The sequence below is a fragment of the Streptomyces sp. NPDC054834 genome (assembly GCF_053611185.1).
Window position 1 is genome coordinate 38,589 of the sequence record NZ_JBSGZV010000023.1, and the last position, 16,641, is coordinate 55,229.

Consider the following 16,641-nt stretch of genomic DNA (forward strand, 5'->3'; position numbering starts at 1 on the left):
CCCCGGCGGACGGGCCGGTCAGGCAGAGAAGGCCACGACCTTCGTCGGGACGATCCTGACGATCACGCGGACCTCGTCGTCCTTCTCCTCCGGCGGGTCTATGCCGAGGTACTTGTGCGACAGCTCGTACGGGAGCCGTTTGCCCTCGTCGGGGAGGATCTCGGCGGTGCCGCGGATCTCGGCCGAGGTGTAGGGGTTCGCCAGGTCGAACACCGAGAGGCTGACGCGGGGGTCGCGGCGGAGGTTGCGCACCTTCTGGCGTCCGTCCACGGAGGAGAAGAGCACGGTGTCACCCTCGCGCTTGATCCAGACCACCGAGTTCTGCGGCGCCCCGTCGGGGCCGAGTGTGGCGACGCCGGCGAAGTTCCTGCCGTCGAGGAGGGCGCGGACGGAGCCGTCGAAGGAGACATGATCGTCTGTGGAGATCGTCATGGCGCCAGCATAACTACATGCATGCGCATAGAAAAGGGGTTCACGGGAGGACGCTCCCCGCCCGGCTGCCGCGCCGGTCAGCCGTTCCACGCCGGATGCCGGGGATCGTCGGCGCGCACCAGGACGTCGGCGGTCTCGGCAGGGTCGGTCTCGGCCGTGTAGCGCTCGAAGGCGGGAAGCGTCCAGTGGTCGGCCTCGGGGGTGCGGCGCCGCAGGGCGCCCGGCGAGAGGAGGACATGGACGGTCAGGTCGAAGGGGAACCAGTGGCGCAGGAGGAGGGGTCCGTGCAGCAGCAGAAGACCGCCGGGCGGGAGTTGGACGTGGGGGCTGCGGGTGGCCCGGTCGGTGGCGGGGTCCCACAGGTCGGGCAGGACACGGCCGGTGCCGCCGGCTTCGAGCGGGCCGAAGACCTCGCGCCACAGGGCGCCGGTGTCGAACCATCCGCCGTAGTACGACTCCACGTCCCGCCTGCCGTGCTCCAGCCGCAGCGAGGCCGGGCGCAGGAAGCCCTCCGCCCCCACCACCAGCGAGGGGCGGCCGCGCACCCGCAGGGCCTGCGCGACGCGTTCGGCGAGGTCTCCCGGCCGGGCCGCCGGGGCCCCGTCGAAGGCGACGCGTGGCCAGGAGCCGCCGTCGGCGGGCTTCAGCTCGGCCAGCCGGTCGGCGAGCAGCTCGCCGAGCCGGTCCCAGGTGATCGCTTCGAGTCGCACAGGGCCCATGATGCCGCGCGGCCCCACCCCTGTGGCGTGGCAGCCCGGGCGCTGCGGGGAAGGAACCGAATATGGTGCGACCCGCAACTACCTCGTTCCACGCCGGACTTCTCGTCATCCAGCCGCTGCGGCGCAAACGCTGTGCCGCGTGCCGGCGCGGACCGCTGTCGCTGCTCGTCCTGGAGGAGGGCGTGCCGCGCTGTCTCGACTGCGCGGACCTGGGGCATCTGGTCTTCCTGCCGCGCGGCGACACCGCGCTGACGCGCAGGTCGCGCGAGGAGAGCACGCTGTCGGCGGTGGTGGTGCGCTTCAACCGGCGCAGGAGCCGGTACGAGCGGCAGGGCGTCCTCGTCGAGGAGGAGGCGCTGGCGCGGGCCGAGGAGCGTTGCCTGGCGGACGCGGAGGCGCGGCGGCGGCGCCGGGCGCGGGAGGCGCGGCGCAGGGCGGCGGAGGACACGCGCTTCGCGGACGCGTTCGCGGCGGAGGTCCGGCGGGTCTTCCCGGAATGCCCGGCCGAGCGGGCCCGGGCGATCGCCCTGCACGCCTCCCTGCGTGGCAGCGGGCGGGTCGGGCGGAGCGCGGCCGGGCGGGCACTGACCGAGGGGGCGGTGGTCTCGGCGGTCGTGGCGTCCGTACGGCACCTGGACACGCCGTACGACCAGCTGCTGATGAGCGGGGTGCCGCGGTACGAGGCGCGGCGGCGGATCGCGGCGGCCGTGGAGACGGTGCTGGTCGGGTGGCGAGCGGCCGGGATGGATGTCGGGTGAGATCAGCGAGATAGCGAGATTAGTGAGATGGGCGAGATGGGGGCGGATGCCGGCCGGCCCATGGCGGGCCGCGGTCGTGGCGGGCGGGCGGCGACGGCGCCCGATTCGAGGCGGGAGGTGGTTGAAGCATGATCCACGGGCCGTACTTGGTACTGGTCGTGCTGGGTGTACTGGGGACCGCGCTGGTGGCCGGGGTCTTCTGCGCGTTCTCGACGTTCGTGATGAGAGGGCTCGCCGCCCTGCCGCCCGCGCAGGGCGTCGCCGCGATGAACGCGATCAACGTGGCGGCGGTGACACCGGCCTTCATGACCGTCTTCGTGGGGTCGGCGGTGCTGTGCACCGTGATCGCCGTGGTGACATTCGTGCTGTGGCCGGACGACGGGACGGTGGAGCTGCTGCTGGGCAGTGCGCTGTACCTGTTCGGTTCGTTCGGGCTGACCGTCGTGGCGAACGTGCCGCGCAACGAGACGCTGCTGCGGCTGGATCCGGGCACTGCGGAGGCGGCCGCCTACTGGCCGAGATATGTGCGCGAGTGGACCTTCTGGAACCACCTCCGCACGGCCGCCTCGGCCGCCGCCGCGCTCGTGTACGTGCTGGCTCTCACCTGAGGGGGTCTCGGGGAGGCCTCGGAGAAATCTGGCCCCTGCCTGAGCGGCCCATCGCAGACACCTGAGGAAACCCCCGCAGAAAGCGCTGTCCAGCCCTCTGCGGGCGGGGCGGAGGGGACGTAAAGTGGCCGAAAGAGTGTGCCGCCCGATGACGCACGGCCCGTCCTACGCCCGAGCAAGGAAGACGGCCATGGCCGATCCCAAGGGTTTCATGAACACGCCCCGCCAGGAGTGGCCGCGCAGGCCGGTGGCGGAGCGCGTCCAGGACTGGGACGAGGTGTACGTCCCGGGAGCCCTGCTGCCGATCATCAGCAAGCAGGCCGACCGCTGCATGGACTGCGGGGTCCCCTTCTGCCATGACGCCTGCCCGCTGGGGAATCTCATCCCCGAGTGGAACGACCTGGTCTCGCGAGAGGACTGGCGGGCGGCGAGCGACCGGTTGCACGCCACGAACAACTTTCCCGAGTTCACCGGGCGGCTGTGTCCGGCGCCGTGCGAGGCGGGGTGCGTGCTCGCCATCAACCAGCCGGCCGTCACCATCAAGAACGTCGAGTGCGCGATCGCCGACCGGGCCTGGGAGGAGGGTTTCGCGCCGCCACGGCCTCCGGAGCGGCTGTCGGGGCGGACCGTCGCGGTGATCGGCTCGGGTCCGACGGGGCTGGCGGCGGCCCAGCAGCTGACACGGGCCGGGCACACCGTCGCGGTGTACGAGCGGGACGACCGGATCGGCGGGCTGATGCGCTACGGCATCCCCGCGTTCAAGATGGAGAAGCGGCATCTGGACCGGCGGCTGGAGCAGATGCGCGCCGAGGGCACCAAGTTCCGCACGTCGACGGCGGTCGGGCGGGACGTCGACGCGGCCGAGCTGCGCGCACGGTACGACGCCGTCGTCATCGCCACGGGAGCCACGGCCTGGCGGGAACTGGACGTGCCGGGCCGGGAACTGGCCGGCATACACCAGGCGATGGAGTACCTTCCGCTGGCCGACCGGGTGTGCGAGGGCGACCTGGAGGTGTCGCCGCTGTCGGCCGCCGGGAAGCACGTCGTCATCGTGGGAGGCGGTGACACGGGGGCCGACTGCCTGGGCACGGCGGTGCGGGACCGGGCCGCGTCCGTCACCCAGCTGGACATCTACGCCCAGCCGGGCGCCGAGCGTGACGAGGACACCGAGCCCTGGCCGACGTATCCGAAGATCTACCGGATGTCGCCCGCGCACGAGGAGGCGCGCGATCTGGAGACCGCGCCGGTCGCGGACGCCGACGCGCGGCTGTTCGCCGCGTCGACGCTGCGTTTCGCCGGTGACGCGGACGGGCACGTGCGGTCGCTGCACCTGGTCGAGGTGGACGCGCTGCGCCGCCCGCTGCCCGGCAGCAACAGAGACATCCCCGCCGATCTCGTCCTGCTGGCCCTCGGTTTCTCCGGGCCCGACCGCAGGGACGGCCTCATCGACCAGTTGGGGCTGGCGCTGGAGCCGCGCGGCACGATCAGCCGGGACACCGGCTTCGCGACCAACGTCCCCGGCGTGTTCGCCGCCGGGGACGCCGCGCGCGGGCAGTCGCTCATCGTGTGGGCGATCGCGGAGGGGCGGGCGGTGGCGGCGGCCGTCGACCGTCATCTGACGGGGAGTTCGCGGCTGCCGGCGCCGATAGGGCCGTACGACCGGCCCATGAGGGTGTGAATCGTCCCGGGGTCAGCGGCGCCGCTCGTCCGTGCCGGCCACCTTGGCCGTCGACAGGGCCACCCGGTTCCAGGTGTTGATCGCGAGGATCAGGGCGAGTACGTGGGCCAGTTCGGTCTCGTCGAAGTGGGCCGCCGCCTGTGCGTAGACCTCGTCGGGGACGCCGCCGTCGGCGACCAGGGTGACCGCCTCCGTGAGGGCGAGCGCGGCCTGTTCCTTCTCGGTGAAGAAGTGGCGGGCCTCGCGCCACACGGCGACCATGTGCAGCCGGTCCTCGCTCTCCCCCGCCTTGCGGGCGTCGTTGGTGTGCATGTGCAGGCAGTAGGCGCAGTGGTTGAGATGCGAGCTGCGGATCTGGATCAGCTCGACCAGGGCGGGGTCGAGGCCCTCGCGGGCGGCGGCGTCGAAGCCGACGAGGGCGCGGAAGACCTTCGGCGCGGACTTGGCGAAGTCGAGGCGGGTGTGTCCGGTCTCGGCGGCGGTCAGGGCGGAAGCTGTGGTGTTCGTCGTCATGTCCTTCAACCTACGGGCCGGAAAGACCGGCTGTAGGGTGCATTTCCATGGCGGAATCATGGGTCAATCTGGCAGAGCGGATCGGCTCGGACCTGCACCTTGACCTACAGGCGGAGCTGTCCGGGCCGGGCGGGCGGCGGGCCGCGCTGATCCGGGCGCTGCGCGAGGCCGTGCGCGGCGGCAGGCTGGCCCCGGGCACTCCGCTGCCGCCGTACCGCTCGCTCGCCGCCGATCTGGGCGTCGCCCGCAACACGGTGGCCGACGCGTACGCGGAACTGGTCGCCGAGGGCTGGCTGACCGCCCGCCAGGGCTCGGGCACCCGCGTCGCCGACCGGGCCGAGCCGCTGCGGCCGGCCGCACGGACGCCGCGGAAGGCACCCGCACGCGCGCGTGGGCCCCGCCACGACCTGCGCCAGGGCACTCCTGACGCGTCCGCGTTCCCCCGGGCCGCCTGGGGCGCGTCCTACCGGCGGGCTCTCCAGGCCGCGCCCAGCGAGGCGTTCGGGCCGGGCGATCCCGCCGGGCGGCTGGAACTGCGGGAGGCGCTCACGGAGTATCTGGCACGCGCGCGTGGCGTGCGCACCGAGCCGGGCCGGATCGTCGTCTGCTCCGGTTTCGCGCACGCCCTGCGGCTGCTCTTCGGACAGGGACAGACCGGCGGCGGTGTGCTGCGCGGTCCGCTGGCGGTGGAGGCGTACGGCCTGGACTTCCACCGGCAGGTGCTCGCGACGGCCGGTGTGCGGACCGTGCCGCTCCCCCTCGACGAACACGGCGCGCGGGTGGACCGGTTGGGGCGCGAACGGGCCGTGCTGCTCACGCCCGCGCACCAGTTCCCCACCGGGGGTCCGCTGCACGCGGAGCGCCGGGCCGCCGTCGTCGACTGGGCACGCGCGCGTGGCGGGGTGGTCGTGGAGGACGACTACGACGGGGAGTTCCGGTACGACCGCAAGCCGGTCGGCGCGCTCCAGGGCCTCGACCCCGAGCGGGTGATCCACATCGGCTCGGTCAGCAAGAGCCTGTCGCCCGCGCTGCGGCTCGGGTGGATGGTCCTGCCGGAGCGGTACGTCGACGCCGTGCTCGCGGCCAAGGGCGAGCGTGAGGCGTGGGCGAGCGTCCCGGACCAGCTGGCGCTGGCCGATTTCGTCGTCTCGGGGTCGTACGACCGTCATGTGCGGCGCATGCGGCAGGGCTACCGGCGGCGCAGGGACCGGCTGGTCGCGGCGCTCGCCGAGCACGCCCCGCACATCGAGGTCACCGGCATCGCGGCCGGGCTGCACGCGGTGCTCCGGCTCCCGCCCGGCAGCGAGCCGTCCGCCGTCAAGGCCGCCGCCTGGCACGGCGTGGCCCTCGAGGGTCTCAAGGAGTTCCGGCACCCGGAGACGGACATGTCCGCCCGGGACGGCCTCGTCGTGGGCTACGCGACGCCGCCGGAACACGCGTACGCGGCGGCAGTGAACGCGTTGTGCGCCGTACTGCCGCCGCCGTGAGGAGGCCGGGAGGGGCCGGGAGCGCGGCCGGGCGGGGCCGGGAGCGCGGCCGGGAGGAACCGGCAGCGGGGCCGGGACGAACCGGCAGCGGGGCCGGGGGTTATGCCTTGCGGCCCACCGCCCCGTACCCCGGAATCACCCCGTCGTCCTGCCCCGGAACCGGATCACCCAGCTCGGGGTGCCACTTGTGGACGATCTCGACGCCGGGGTCGGCCAGTTCGAGTCCGGCGAAGAAGCGGGCGAACTCCTCGCGGGAGCGCAGCGCCAGCGTGACGCCCGCCCCCTTGAGCTTCTCGGTGGCCGCCGCGGACTCCTCGGGGGTGAAGTCGGCGGTGGCGTGGGTCATCACCAGGTAGCTGCCGGAGGGCAGTTCGGACAGCAGCCGGTCGACCAGTTCGTGCGCGCCGTCCTCGTCGGAGACGAAGTGCAGCAGGGCGACGAGCGAGAGCGCGACGGGACGGTCGAGGTCCAGTACCCGCTTCGCGCCCTCGATGATGGCGGCCGGGTCGCGCACGTCGGCCTGTAGGTACTCGGTGGCGCCCTCGGGTGTGCCGCGCAGCAGGGCCGCCGCGTGGGCCAGCACGATCGGGTCGTTGTCGCAGTAGACGATCCGGGAGTCCGGTGCCACCTGCTGGGCTATCTGGTGCAGGTTCGGCTCGGTCGGGATGCCGGTGCCGACGTCCAGGAACTGCCGTACGCCCTGCTGGGCCAGCCACCGCGTGGCGCGGTGCATGAACGCGCGGTTGACCCGGGCCATCACCGGCACCCTGGGTTCGAGGGCCAGCATCTGCCGGCCCATCTCCTCGTCGACGGGGTAGTTGTCCTTGCCGCCGAGATACCAGTCGTACATGCGCGCGGGGTGTGGCCTGCTGGTGTCGATCTGGATGGCGGCCGTGGGGTCCTGCCCGGTCATGAAGCACTCCGTGAGATGTTCAAGTCATTACCCGAAGGGGGAGTTCAGCAAGTAACAAAAACAACAGGCGGTTAGAACAGGCGGCTCAGGACAGCAGGAAGTCGGCCTCCCCCGCTTTGGCGCCCTCGATGAAGGCGGTCATCTCGTCCGTGGTGTAGATCAGCGCCGGACCGTCCGGGTCGGTCGACTGGCGAACGGCGATCCGGCCGTCAGCGAGCTTCATCGCCTCCAGGCAGTTCCCGCCGTTGCCGCCGCTCCAGGGCTTGTGCCACCCTTCGCTGCCCAACTCCCGCGCGGGCATGCCGTTGTAGACGCGACTGCGCGGCTTGATGCGATCCATTCACAGCTCCTTGCGGAGATCCCGGAGGATCTCCTTCGTGCGTTGTGCCGTAGCGGCCTGCGCCGCCATGCGGTCCATGACCTCGAGGTGGGTCGCCACCTCGGTACGCGCGTCCAGGTAGACCGCGCCGGTCAGGTACTCGCTGTAGACCATGTCCGGGAGTTCGGGCATGGCGAATCGGAACAGCACGAAGGGCCCGTACGTGCCGGGGTGCGGCCCGTTGGCGAACGGGGCGACCTGGAGCGTCACGTTGGGCAGCTTCGTGGCCTCGATCAGCCTGTCGAGCTGCGCGCGCATCACCTCCGGGCCGCCGACCGGACGGCGCAGGGCCGTCTCGTCCATGACGGCCCAGAACCGAGGCGCGTCGGAACGGGTGAGCAGTTGCTGGCGTTCCATGCGCAGCGCGACGTGCCGCTCGATGTCCTCGGGGCGGGTCTGTCCGATGGCGCCCGACCTCAGGACCCCGCGCGCGTAGTCCTCGGTCTGGAACAGGCCGGGCACGAAGTGCGGTTCGTACGACCGGATGAGGCTTGCCGCGCCCTCGAGGCTGACGTACATCGAGAACCAGCCCGGCAGGATGTCGTGGAACCGCTGCCACCAGCCGGGCTTGTTGGCGTCCTCGGCCAGTTGGACGAAGGCCTCGGCCTCCTCGTCGCAGACTCCGTAGGCCTTGAGGAGCAGTTGGAGGTACGGGATCTTGAGGCTGACCTCGGCCATCTCCATGCGGCGGACGGTGGCGGGGGCGACGCGGAGGATCCGGGCGGCCTCCTCCCGCTTGAGCCCGGCGCGTTCCCGCAGGTCCAGCAGGCGCCGGCCGAGGACCACCTGGCCCACCGTCGGCGCGGACCGTGGCTCGCTCACGCTCCCACCTCCACGGACGAATACGGCTCAACCACGGCTCAACGCGCCTGAACGCGAAGGAACGCGACGGAACGTCGAGAATCACTGACAGACCTACGGCGCCATTCGAAATCACGTTCGAAGATCGGGTGGATCCTCGACGATCCCAACTGGCGCCGCTCAGCGTGCTGTTGCGAGCAGTGTGCCACGGCGTTTGACCGAGTCACACAGCACTCTGCAATTTTCAGAGTGACACTTGCCAAGTGTTCACGACGGGGCGATAGTGGCAAGCGTGATTCCGTCCGCGCCCTTAGGAACAGACGCCGCCGCAGGCCGTTTCGGTCTCGGTGCCGCCACGGGAGTCGCCCCAGGTGGGGGCGCTGCCGGGCGCCGGTTCCGCTTCGAGCTGGCCGCACATCCGGGTTCGCCCGCACAGGCGAGACGTCTGGCGCGTGCCCGGTTGACGGGCTGGCAGGTCTGCGCGGACACCTGTGACACCGCGGCTCTGGTGATATCCGAGCTGGTCACCAATGCGATCGTGCACACCGCGAGCAGTCGCGTCGTGTGCGAGCTGCACGATCACGACGACACCGTGCGCATAGCCGTGCAGGACGAAGGCTGTGCCCCCGGTGAGCCCCACCCCTCGCCGCAGCGGCCCGATGAGGAGCACGGGAGGGGGTTGCTTCTCGTCGACGCCATGTGCCGGGCCTGGGGTGCGCAGGAGCTCGGGTCGGGTCTGCTGGTCTGGGCCGAGCTGCCGCGCAAGGGTGACACACCGCACGACGACGCCGACGAACCGCGCAACGACCTCGGCTGGGGCGCCCGTTCCAAGCCGGCCGCACCGCACGGCACGGGCCACGGCACGGGCCACGGCTCGGGGCGAGGCCCGGGCGAGGACGAGCAGGCGAAGGCGCGGCACGACTTGGACGCCCCGGGAAGGATCCCGCGTGGGCGGGACCGGACGTGGGGAAGGCCGTGACCGGCACCCCTCGCCCCGGCCAGGTGATGGGCCTGGACACTCTGGTGCGCATCCGGCGTGAGCAGGGCCCGTCGGGGCGCGCCGGGGGCGCCGGCAACGCCCCGCTGCCGGCCGTCCCCGATGGCATGACGGCCCCGCTGGGCTGCGACGCCGTGGCCGTTCCCGCCCGCTTCGGACCGGTGATCGTGCCCCGGCTGCCACGCGTGGGGTGCGTGTACACCGACGGCGTGCACTGGTGGTGGATCGTCCCGTCCGACTCCGACTACGCCCTGTCGTGGCCCGCCCCCGCCCACTACGCCACCGGCGCCCCGGTCCCCCGGACCGCTCGCCTCATCCACCGGCCGGAGGGCACGGTTCCGTACACCCCGCCGATCCCGCTGTACCTCGCACTGTGCCGGGTCACCGGGACCACACCGGACTGGTCACGCCCCATCAGCGCGTAGCGCTCCGTGCCTTTGCGGGAGTTGGGGGTGGGGCGGTGCCAGGGCGGGTCCGGGAGGCGATTCGCCCCCGCCGTCCCTGCCCTTCCCGTCCTCCAGGGGCTGGGCCCCTGCGCCCCCGCCCGGGGCTCCGCCCCGGACCCCGCTCCTCGAACGCCGGAGGGGCTGTCACTCAGCGTGCTACTCAGCGTGTTATTCAGCGAGCCGGGTGGTGTACGCCCGCGCGCCCCCGGCGATTTGGCTCGCGCCCTGCCCCGTGAAGGTGCGCGCCCGCGATAGTGGCCGTTCGGTCATGACCGGGGGGAGGCTGACGGTGGGTGAGAGGCACGACTCGGCGGGGCCCGAGGTGTCGGAGTCGGAGCGGCTGCTGTTCGGCGGGCCGCTGCGCTACGACATGGGGTGGAACCAGCACCGGGACGCCTTCCTGGAGCTTGACTTCCGGGCCATGGTGACCCGGCTGCCCGGCATGCTCGCGTGCAGCTTGCGGCTGGCCCGGGAGGCCGACCGGAGGGCCGCCCGTACGGTGCTGGCCGCCGAGGCGGGCCGGGGCGTGGCCCAGGCGGCGAGCCTGCTGGCGGTGAACAGCGTGCTGGGCCGGCTGATCGGCGGCGGCGCCCTGGAGGAGCGGCTGCGCGGCGCCGCCCCCGCCCTGATCGTCATGGCCGCGGTGGCGCTGGTCACCACGCTGCTGGGCGCCGCGTCGACGTACGCGACCGGCCGGCTGGAGCCCAAGGTGGAGCGGGTGGCCACCGAGCTGTACCTGGAGCGGGCCGCGGCCGTGGAGCTGTCCGCGATCGAGGACCACGCCTTCCACAAGCTGCTGGACACCGCGCAGTACGGGGCGTCGTCGGCGCGCCGCATGATCATGTACGGCACACGTGTGATCAACGCGCTGATCTCGCTGATCGCGGCGGCCGGCGTGCTGACCGTACTGCACCCGGCCCTGCTCCCCCTGCTGATCACGATGACCCTGCCGAGCGCCTGGGGCGCGCTGACCAACGCCCGGCGCCGCTACGAGTCCTTCCACACCTGGGTGCAGCACGCCCGCGCCGGGCACCTGATCAGCAGCCTGCTGACCGAACCGGAGGCCGCCCCGGAGATCCGCGTGCACGGCGTCGGCCCTTTCCTGCTGCGGCACTTCCGGGCGATGTCGGAGAGCGCGGAGGCGGAGCAGGAGCGGCTGGCCCGGCTGGCGGCCCGTACGGGTCTGATCGCGGCGGCCTGGACGAGCCTGGCGACGGTGGCGACGTACGCGACGCTCGGCGCGCTGCTGCTGTCCGGCGCGATGGCGCTGTCCGTGGCGGGCACGGCGGTGATCGCGATCCGCACCGGCTCGGCGAGCCTCGACACGCTGGTGCTGGAGATCAACACGCTGCACGAGGAGGCTCTGTTCGTGGGCGACTTGCAGCGGCTCTACACCGAGGCGGCCGAACGCGCCATCCCGGTCGGCGGCGAGGCCCTGCCCGAGGATCCGCACGAGATCCGCTTCGAGAACGTCACCTTCCGCTACCCGGGCGACTCCACCCGCCCCGCCCTGGACGACGTCACGCTCAACCTGCCGCTGGGCCGGATCGTGGCGCTGGTGGGCGAGAACGGCTCGGGCAAGACGACCCTGGTCAAGCTGCTCGCGGGCCTGTACAAGCCGGACCGGGGCCGGATCCTGTGGGACGGCGTCGACGCGGCGCGCGCCGACCGGCACCAACTGGCCGAGCGCATCGCGATGGTCGCGCAGGACTTCAAGCGCTGGCCGTTCACGGCCCGGGTCAACGTCGCCGTCGGCCGTTCCTCCGCGCCCCTCACCGAGGAACGCCTGGCCGACGCCGTCGAGGACGCCGGGGCGCAGGAGGTGGTCGCGGACCTGCCGCGCGGCCTGGACACCCTGCTGGCCCGCAACTTCAGCGGCGGGCACGAGCTGTCCGGCGGCCAGTGGCAGCGCCTGGGCATCGCCAGGGCCGCGTACCGGCGCGGCCGCATCCTGATCGTGGACGAGCCGACCGCGGCCCTGGACGCCCGGGCCGAGCTGGAGGTCTTCGATCGGATCCGCGCGCTGGCGGGCAGCGGCCAGACCGTCGTACTGATCACCCACCGGCTGGCGTCGGTGCGCCACGCCGACGTCGTGCACGTCCTCGACCAGGGCCGGCTCGTGGAGTCCGGCACCCCGGACGAGTTGCTGGCCACCGGCGGCCTCTACGCGGAGCTGTACGCGCTCCAGGCGGAACAGTTCACGGCGAAGCTACCCGCCCCGAAGGCGGGTTGAGCCCGCTCATTCGGCGCCGTCGGCACCCCGGACGATCACCAGGAACGTGTCGGTCGCGAGGTCCATGACGACCTCGGCGGGCAGCCCTTCGAGGCGCCGCGCGTGCGCGAACTCCTCGGCCGGCCAGGATCCCCGCGGTCCACCGGCGGGAAAGCGTTCGAGCACCGTTCGCCCGTTCACCATCCTGCACCTCCAGAAATGCGTCGTACTCGTAAAGGAGTTAACGCTCTGGAAAGGGAAAAGGGCTCGCTGGGTGACGGGACTGAGACATTGTTGACACCTGTTCACTGCGGTAGGTGAGAGTCCGTGCACTTTGGGGCATCAAAAACACCGAACGTGTCAGATCAAGCACTCGTCGCAAACGTCACCGGAAGTGTGACGAGCCCCCGGGCGCGCAGGGAGGGCCGCCACCGCAACAGGTCATCGGCGAGCGCGAGGTGCGGAAACCGCTCCAGCAGCGCCGCCAGCGCGATCTCGGTCTCGGCGCGGGCCAGCGGCGCGCCCAGGCAGTAGTGGATGCCGTGGCCGAGGGCGAGGTGGCCGCCGGTGTCACGGGTGAGGTCGAGGCGGTCGGGGTCGGGGAAGCGGGCGGGGTCGCGGTTGGCGGCGGACAGCGACACCCAGACCGTCTCGCCGGCGGGCACGGTGATCCCGCCGATGGTGACGTCCTCGACCGGGAAGCGCCGGATGCCGAGCAGGGCGGGTCCCTCGTAGCGCGCGATCTCCTCCACGGCGGCGGGGAGCAGCGCGGGGTCCTCGCGCAGGGCGGCCAGTTGGGCGGGGTGGCTCAGCAGGGCGAGCACGGCGTTGCCGATGAGCTGCACCGTGTTCTCGTATCCGGCGAACAGGATGAGGAAGGCGAGGGACATCAGCTCGTCCTCGCTCAGCCGGTCGCCCTCGTCGCGCACGGCGATCAGGTCGGAGAGCAGGTCGTCGGCGGGCTCCCCGCGCTTGTCGGCCAGGAGGCGGGTGAAGAAGCCGAGCATGGCGGCCACCGCCTCCCGTCCCGCGTCCGGGCGTGCCGGGTCGGGCGTGATGAGGGTGTCGGTCCACACCCGGAAGTCGAAACGCCGGCTCTCGGGGATGCCCAGCAGGTCGCAGATGACGGTGATGGGAAGCGGCGCGGCATAGGAGGCGACCAGGTCGGTGGTGCCGTGCGGGCCGAGCGCGTCGAGGAGTTCGTCGGCGGTGCGCCGGATGGGCTCGCGGAGTTGCTGGACGCGGCGCGGTGTGAAGGCCCGGCCGACCAGGCGCCGGATGCGGGTGTGGTCGGGCGGGTCCATGTTGAGGAGGTTGGCGTCCAGGGCGGGCGGCAGGGCGAAACCCTTGTACGTGCCCGCCGTGGCGTGCTTCTTGTCGAGCGACAGCCGGGGATCGGCGAGGGCCTCGCGCGCATCCTCGTACCGCGTCACCAGCCAGGCCGGCGTCCCGTCGGGGCCGGAAACGCGATGTACGGGCGCCTCCTCGCGCAGGCGCCGGTAGACGTCGTAGGGCTGGTCGATGAGGCCGTCGGCGAGATCCATGGGATCCACCCTATGAAGAACGGGACTCCCCTCATGGAGAAATGGAACCCGCCTTCAGCGGAACGGGTCTACCGCGCCCCTGCTCCAGCTCGCCGACGAGTTCGGTGAGGAGCCGGGTCTGCTCCGGGGTCAGGTGACCGGTGTCGTCGAGGTGCACGGCGCTCGCCGTGGTCGTGTCGACGAGCCGTTCGAGGACGGCGGCGACGCTGTCCGTGCCCTCCGTGTGGCGGGCGAGGGCGGGCAGTTCGGCGGCGGACAGGGCTATGGCGGTACGGGCCTCGGCGAGGGCACGGTAGGCCTCGCGGCGCAGCGTCCACCGTTCGGCGTGGTCGTCGGACTCGCTCAGCACGTGGGCGAGGTAGGCGTGCGCGGCGTGTTCGGCCGCCGCGAGCCGCTGCCGTACGCCCGCGCCGCGCGCCCCCGGCATCGGCAGGTGCCCGACGATCAGTACGAGGGCGCAGGCCAGCAGCGTCTCGCCGATCCGGCCGGCGGAGGCCTGGGGTTCCCCGCCGACCATGACGAGGGCGAGGACGAGCAGGGTGATGACGGCGGTCTGGGCGGCGAAGTGCCGGACGGCGACCGGGATGAGCGCCCCGCAGACGGTCACGAGCGCGACGAGCCCCTCGGGCCGGGGCAGTACGGCGGCGAACCCGGCGAAGACGAGAGCGCCCAGCACGGTTCCCGCGGCCCGGGACATGACCCTGGACGCGAGCGGCCCGAGGTCGGGCTTGACGAGCCAGACCGCTGTGACGGGCAGCCAGTACCAGTGCTGGTGCCCGTACCAGCGGGCGTGGTGCAGCGCCTGGGCGATGGCCACGCTGGCTCCGAAGCAGAGGGCGACCCTGAGGCCGTACTCCCGTCCACCGCTCCCGAGGGCGGCACGGAGGAGGTCCCGCGCGGTGCGGCGGCGGGTGTGCAGCCGCCGCTGTGCGTTCTCGGCCCGGTCGAAGGTCTCGGCGGCGCGCAGCAGGGCGTCGTCGAGGGCGCGCAGCGCGGGAGCGGACCGGTGGGGTGCGGGCAGCGGGCCGGCGCCACTGTTGTCGCGTACGGCGCCGGCGAGCCGCCGGGGCCCCTCCGAGGCACGCTCGCCGACGGCCTCCCCGGCCCAGGCGAGGGCGGTCGCGGCCTCGGCGAGGGGCAGCGCGGCGGCGTACTGGGCGTGCAGCCGGCGCTCGGCCGCGGAGCTGGCATGACGCCGCAGCCGGGGCCCGGCGAGGGCGTCCTGCGCGTGGTCGAGGGCGGCGGTCAGCGCGGCCCGGCGGGCCAGGGCGGCTTCGGTCCCCACCGCGTCGAGCAGCTCGGCGATCGCGTCGTACACCCCGGCGACGGCGTCCCGCTCCCCGTCGAAGCGGAAGTCACCGGCGAGGGAGCCGGGTGTGGGCAGCACCAGCCGCAGCGCGAGCAGCCAGCCCGCCCCGGCGAGGAAGGCGAGAGCCCGCAGCCACCCCGGTTCGGGCAGCGGCATCCCGGCGCCGACGGCGGCGCCGACCAGCAGCTGCGAACCGGCGGCGCTGGCCGCGGGCCCGACGGCGACCGCGCCACCCGCGACCAGGCCGAGCCCGGTGAGCAGCAGCGTCAGCGGCACGGCTCCCAGGTGCTGTCCGCCGTACGTCCCCACCAGCAGCCCCGCCGCCCCGGCCAGCGCGGGCACCCCGAGCCGCTTGACCGAGGCCCGCCGGCTGCCCGGCCGGTCGTTGGTCCCGGCCAGCATGGCGGCGATGGCTGCGACGATGCCGAGGGAGACGCGGTCGGTGAGCACGGCGACGAGGAGCAGCGGACCGGCGGCCAGCGCACCCCGCGTGACCGCGCTCCAGGGGACGGGTCCCCGCTGGGCGCGGAAGGCGTGGGCGAGCCACGGGGGCAGGACGGGGGAGACGCGGGTCACTGGGCTCCTGTGCGGACGAGGGCGGGGGTGCGCCTTCGGGCGACGGTGGCCGGGCTGCTCGGTGCTTCAACCCTAAATCGTGTTCCCGAACGGGACGGGGCGTATGTGTTTCGGCGGTGTGACAGATGGCCGGGGAGCCGTGTTCTTTATGAACGCAATTCCGCGGGCCACGTAAGCGGACCCGAGGGCGTAGCCTGCCCCCGGGTCCTGAAATGCCGCCCATGTCGGCACGCCGGCACGCTTGAGAGCCCAGGTCAGTCGTTATGTCGCCGCGTCCTGCCTTTGGACCACCGCGCATCGAGCTGCGCGGGCTGGACTTGAACCAGCATTTCGACGTGCTGGGGCCTGGGCCCGGTCGATCCGGCGATCGGCGGCGAATGCTGAGTCTGGAGCGAGAGTCTGAGATTGAACGCGGTCCGTCCCTGAATTCTTTGGCGGGTACGGCCGCTCATCACGACAAGCCTCAGCTTCAGCTTGCGCTCCTCGCGCACCCCGGCCGCGATGGGCCGGGGAGTCTTCGAGATTACTCGAACAGGTAACCGAACACGGCGTCTCCGGTCCGCTGGTCGACGACCTCCACGCCGTTCGCCTCCTCCCGGGCGAACTTCACGGCCTGCTGGAGCTTCTCGACGCGGTCGAGTATCTCGTTCACGCGCCGGGCCGGGAGGGCGCCGGAGAACTTCACGGTCGTCCAGTACCCGACCGGCACGTCCTCGTAGTAGACCTCGACCTGCGCCGGGTGCTTGTCCGTCGCCTCCGCCTTCACGTGGTTGCGCGGCACCTTCTTGGTGCGCAGCGTCCGCACGGGCTCGGTCTTCCACGCGTCCGTGGACGGGTCCTGCACCCAGGACTCGGAGGCGTCGAGGACGGGCAGCTTCCGCACGAAGGTGTTGAGGTCGACGAGCTGCTTCTCGAGGAACAGCAGATAGGCCACCGGCACATCGGCGAGCAGCACCCGCCCGTCCACCTTCACATCGGCGCGGGCGGCGCAGTTGGCCCGGTCCTTGGTGGCGGTCACATCGAACAGCCGCGTGAGCGTCGCCGCCGTCTGCCGCAGCACGTCCTCGGCCTGCACCTGCACCCGCGTCGACTCGGGCGGCAACTGCTCACCCTCCTCGTCCTTCGGCTGGTACGTCCGCGAGATACCGGCCAGCAGGGCAGGCTTCTGAAGGCCGTGGTGGGCGGCCGTCAGGTCCTGGTGGGCCTTGGACTTGACGCCCTTCTCGACTGCGATGATCTGGTTGAGTTTCGCCACGGAAGGGACGTTAA

Annotated in this window: 17 protein-coding genes; 7 read left to right on the forward strand and 10 right to left on the reverse strand. The window is 72.4% G+C overall.

The window, feature by feature from the left end; translation table 11 throughout:
- Positions 1-18: 18 nt before the first annotated feature.
- Together ACWGJM_RS27660 and ACWGJM_RS27665 are read right to left on the reverse strand one after the other, a co-directional pair.
- Positions 19-432, reverse strand: a complete 414-nt coding sequence (locus tag ACWGJM_RS27660; RefSeq protein WP_453414422.1) for a PPOX class F420-dependent oxidoreductase — start codon at positions 430-432, stop codon at positions 19-21.
- A 77-nt stretch (positions 433-509) separates the two neighbouring features.
- Complete coding sequence (locus tag ACWGJM_RS27665; protein WP_453414423.1) at positions 510-1,151, reverse strand: uridine kinase; 642 nt, start codon at positions 1,149-1,151, stop codon at positions 510-512.
- 62 nt (positions 1,152-1,213) lie between these two features.
- On the opposite strand from ACWGJM_RS27665, the gene ACWGJM_RS27670 reads away from it, so the two are divergent.
- The 3 genes from ACWGJM_RS27670 (at position 1,214) to ACWGJM_RS27680 (ending at position 4,195) form a co-directional block, all read left to right on the forward strand.
- Complete coding sequence (locus ACWGJM_RS27670; RefSeq protein WP_453414424.1) at positions 1,214-1,909, forward strand: DUF2293 domain-containing protein; 696 nt, start codon at positions 1,214-1,216, stop codon at positions 1,907-1,909.
- A 128-nt stretch (positions 1,910-2,037) separates the two neighbouring features.
- Positions 2,038-2,517 carry an anthrone oxygenase family protein gene (locus ACWGJM_RS27675; RefSeq protein ID WP_453414425.1) on the forward strand — a complete coding sequence of 160 codons (480 nt, stop codon included), beginning with the start codon at positions 2,038-2,040 and terminating at the stop codon, positions 2,515-2,517.
- Between the two features lie 190 nt (positions 2,518-2,707).
- The gene (locus ACWGJM_RS27680) at positions 2,708-4,195 is read left to right on the forward strand and encodes a glutamate synthase subunit beta (protein ID WP_453414426.1); all 1,488 of its coding nucleotides are present in this window, start codon (positions 2,708-2,710) and stop codon (positions 4,193-4,195) included.
- Positions 4,196-4,207: 12 nt separating this feature from the next.
- Here ACWGJM_RS27680 and ACWGJM_RS27685 read toward each other — a convergent pair whose 3' ends face one another.
- Entirely contained in the window at positions 4,208-4,708 is a 501-nt protein-coding gene (locus ACWGJM_RS27685; protein ID WP_453414427.1) for a carboxymuconolactone decarboxylase family protein, read from the reverse strand.
- Between the two features lie 47 nt (positions 4,709-4,755).
- On the opposite strand from ACWGJM_RS27685, the gene pdxR reads away from it, so the two are divergent.
- Positions 4,756-6,195 (forward strand): MocR-like pyridoxine biosynthesis transcription factor PdxR, encoded by a 1,440-nt coding sequence (gene pdxR, locus ACWGJM_RS27690; protein ID WP_453414428.1) that lies wholly within the window; start codon positions 4,756-4,758, stop codon positions 6,193-6,195.
- Between the two features lie 100 nt (positions 6,196-6,295).
- Here the strand turns inward: pdxR and ACWGJM_RS27695 are convergent, their stop codons facing one another.
- The 3 genes from ACWGJM_RS27695 to ACWGJM_RS27705 form a co-directional block, all read right to left on the reverse strand.
- Entirely contained in the window at positions 6,296-7,108 is an 813-nt protein-coding gene (locus tag ACWGJM_RS27695) for an SAM-dependent methyltransferase (RefSeq protein WP_453414429.1), read from the reverse strand.
- 85 nt (positions 7,109-7,193) lie between these two features.
- Entirely contained in the window at positions 7,194-7,448 is a 255-nt protein-coding gene (locus ACWGJM_RS27700) for a DUF397 domain-containing protein (protein ID WP_132854465.1), read from the reverse strand.
- Entirely contained in the window at positions 7,449-8,309 is an 861-nt protein-coding gene (locus ACWGJM_RS27705; RefSeq protein ID WP_453414430.1) for a helix-turn-helix domain-containing protein, read from the reverse strand. It lies immediately after the preceding gene.
- A 262-nt stretch (positions 8,310-8,571) separates the two neighbouring features.
- Between ACWGJM_RS27705 and ACWGJM_RS27710 the strand changes: the two genes are divergently transcribed.
- The 3 genes from ACWGJM_RS27710 (at position 8,572) to ACWGJM_RS27720 (ending at position 11,964) form a co-directional block, all read left to right on the forward strand.
- Positions 8,572-9,267: an ATP-binding protein gene (locus tag ACWGJM_RS27710; protein ID WP_453414431.1), complete on the forward strand. Its 696-nt coding sequence runs from the start codon at positions 8,572-8,574 to the stop codon at positions 9,265-9,267.
- Positions 9,264-9,710: a hypothetical protein gene (locus ACWGJM_RS27715; protein ID WP_453414432.1), complete on the forward strand. Its 447-nt coding sequence runs from the start codon at positions 9,264-9,266 to the stop codon at positions 9,708-9,710. The genes ACWGJM_RS27710 and ACWGJM_RS27715 overlap by 4 nt, the downstream gene beginning before the upstream one ends.
- A 391-nt stretch (positions 9,711-10,101) precedes the next feature.
- On the forward strand, positions 10,102-11,964 hold the full coding sequence (locus tag ACWGJM_RS27720; RefSeq protein ID WP_453414515.1) for an ABC transporter ATP-binding protein: 1,863 nt from the start codon (positions 10,102-10,104) through the stop codon (positions 11,962-11,964).
- Positions 11,965-11,970: 6 nt separating this feature from the next.
- Here ACWGJM_RS27720 and ACWGJM_RS27725 read toward each other — a convergent pair whose 3' ends face one another.
- From ACWGJM_RS27725 to ACWGJM_RS27740, 4 genes are all read right to left on the reverse strand, one after another.
- On the reverse strand, positions 11,971-12,147 hold the full coding sequence (locus ACWGJM_RS27725; protein ID WP_361437143.1) for a hypothetical protein: 177 nt from the start codon (positions 12,145-12,147) through the stop codon (positions 11,971-11,973).
- A 161-nt stretch (positions 12,148-12,308) separates the two neighbouring features.
- On the reverse strand, positions 12,309-13,487 hold the full coding sequence (locus tag ACWGJM_RS27730) for a cytochrome P450 family protein (RefSeq protein ID WP_453414433.1): 1,179 nt from the start codon (positions 13,485-13,487) through the stop codon (positions 12,309-12,311).
- A 31-nt stretch (positions 13,488-13,518) separates the two neighbouring features.
- Positions 13,519-15,372 (reverse strand): FUSC family protein, encoded by a 1,854-nt coding sequence (locus ACWGJM_RS27735; RefSeq protein WP_453414434.1) that lies wholly within the window; start codon positions 15,370-15,372, stop codon positions 13,519-13,521.
- 523 nt (positions 15,373-15,895) lie between these two features.
- Positions 15,896-16,627: a DUF7873 family protein gene (locus tag ACWGJM_RS27740; protein ID WP_453414435.1), complete on the reverse strand. Its 732-nt coding sequence runs from the start codon at positions 16,625-16,627 to the stop codon at positions 15,896-15,898.
- Positions 16,628-16,641: the final 14 nt, after the last annotated feature.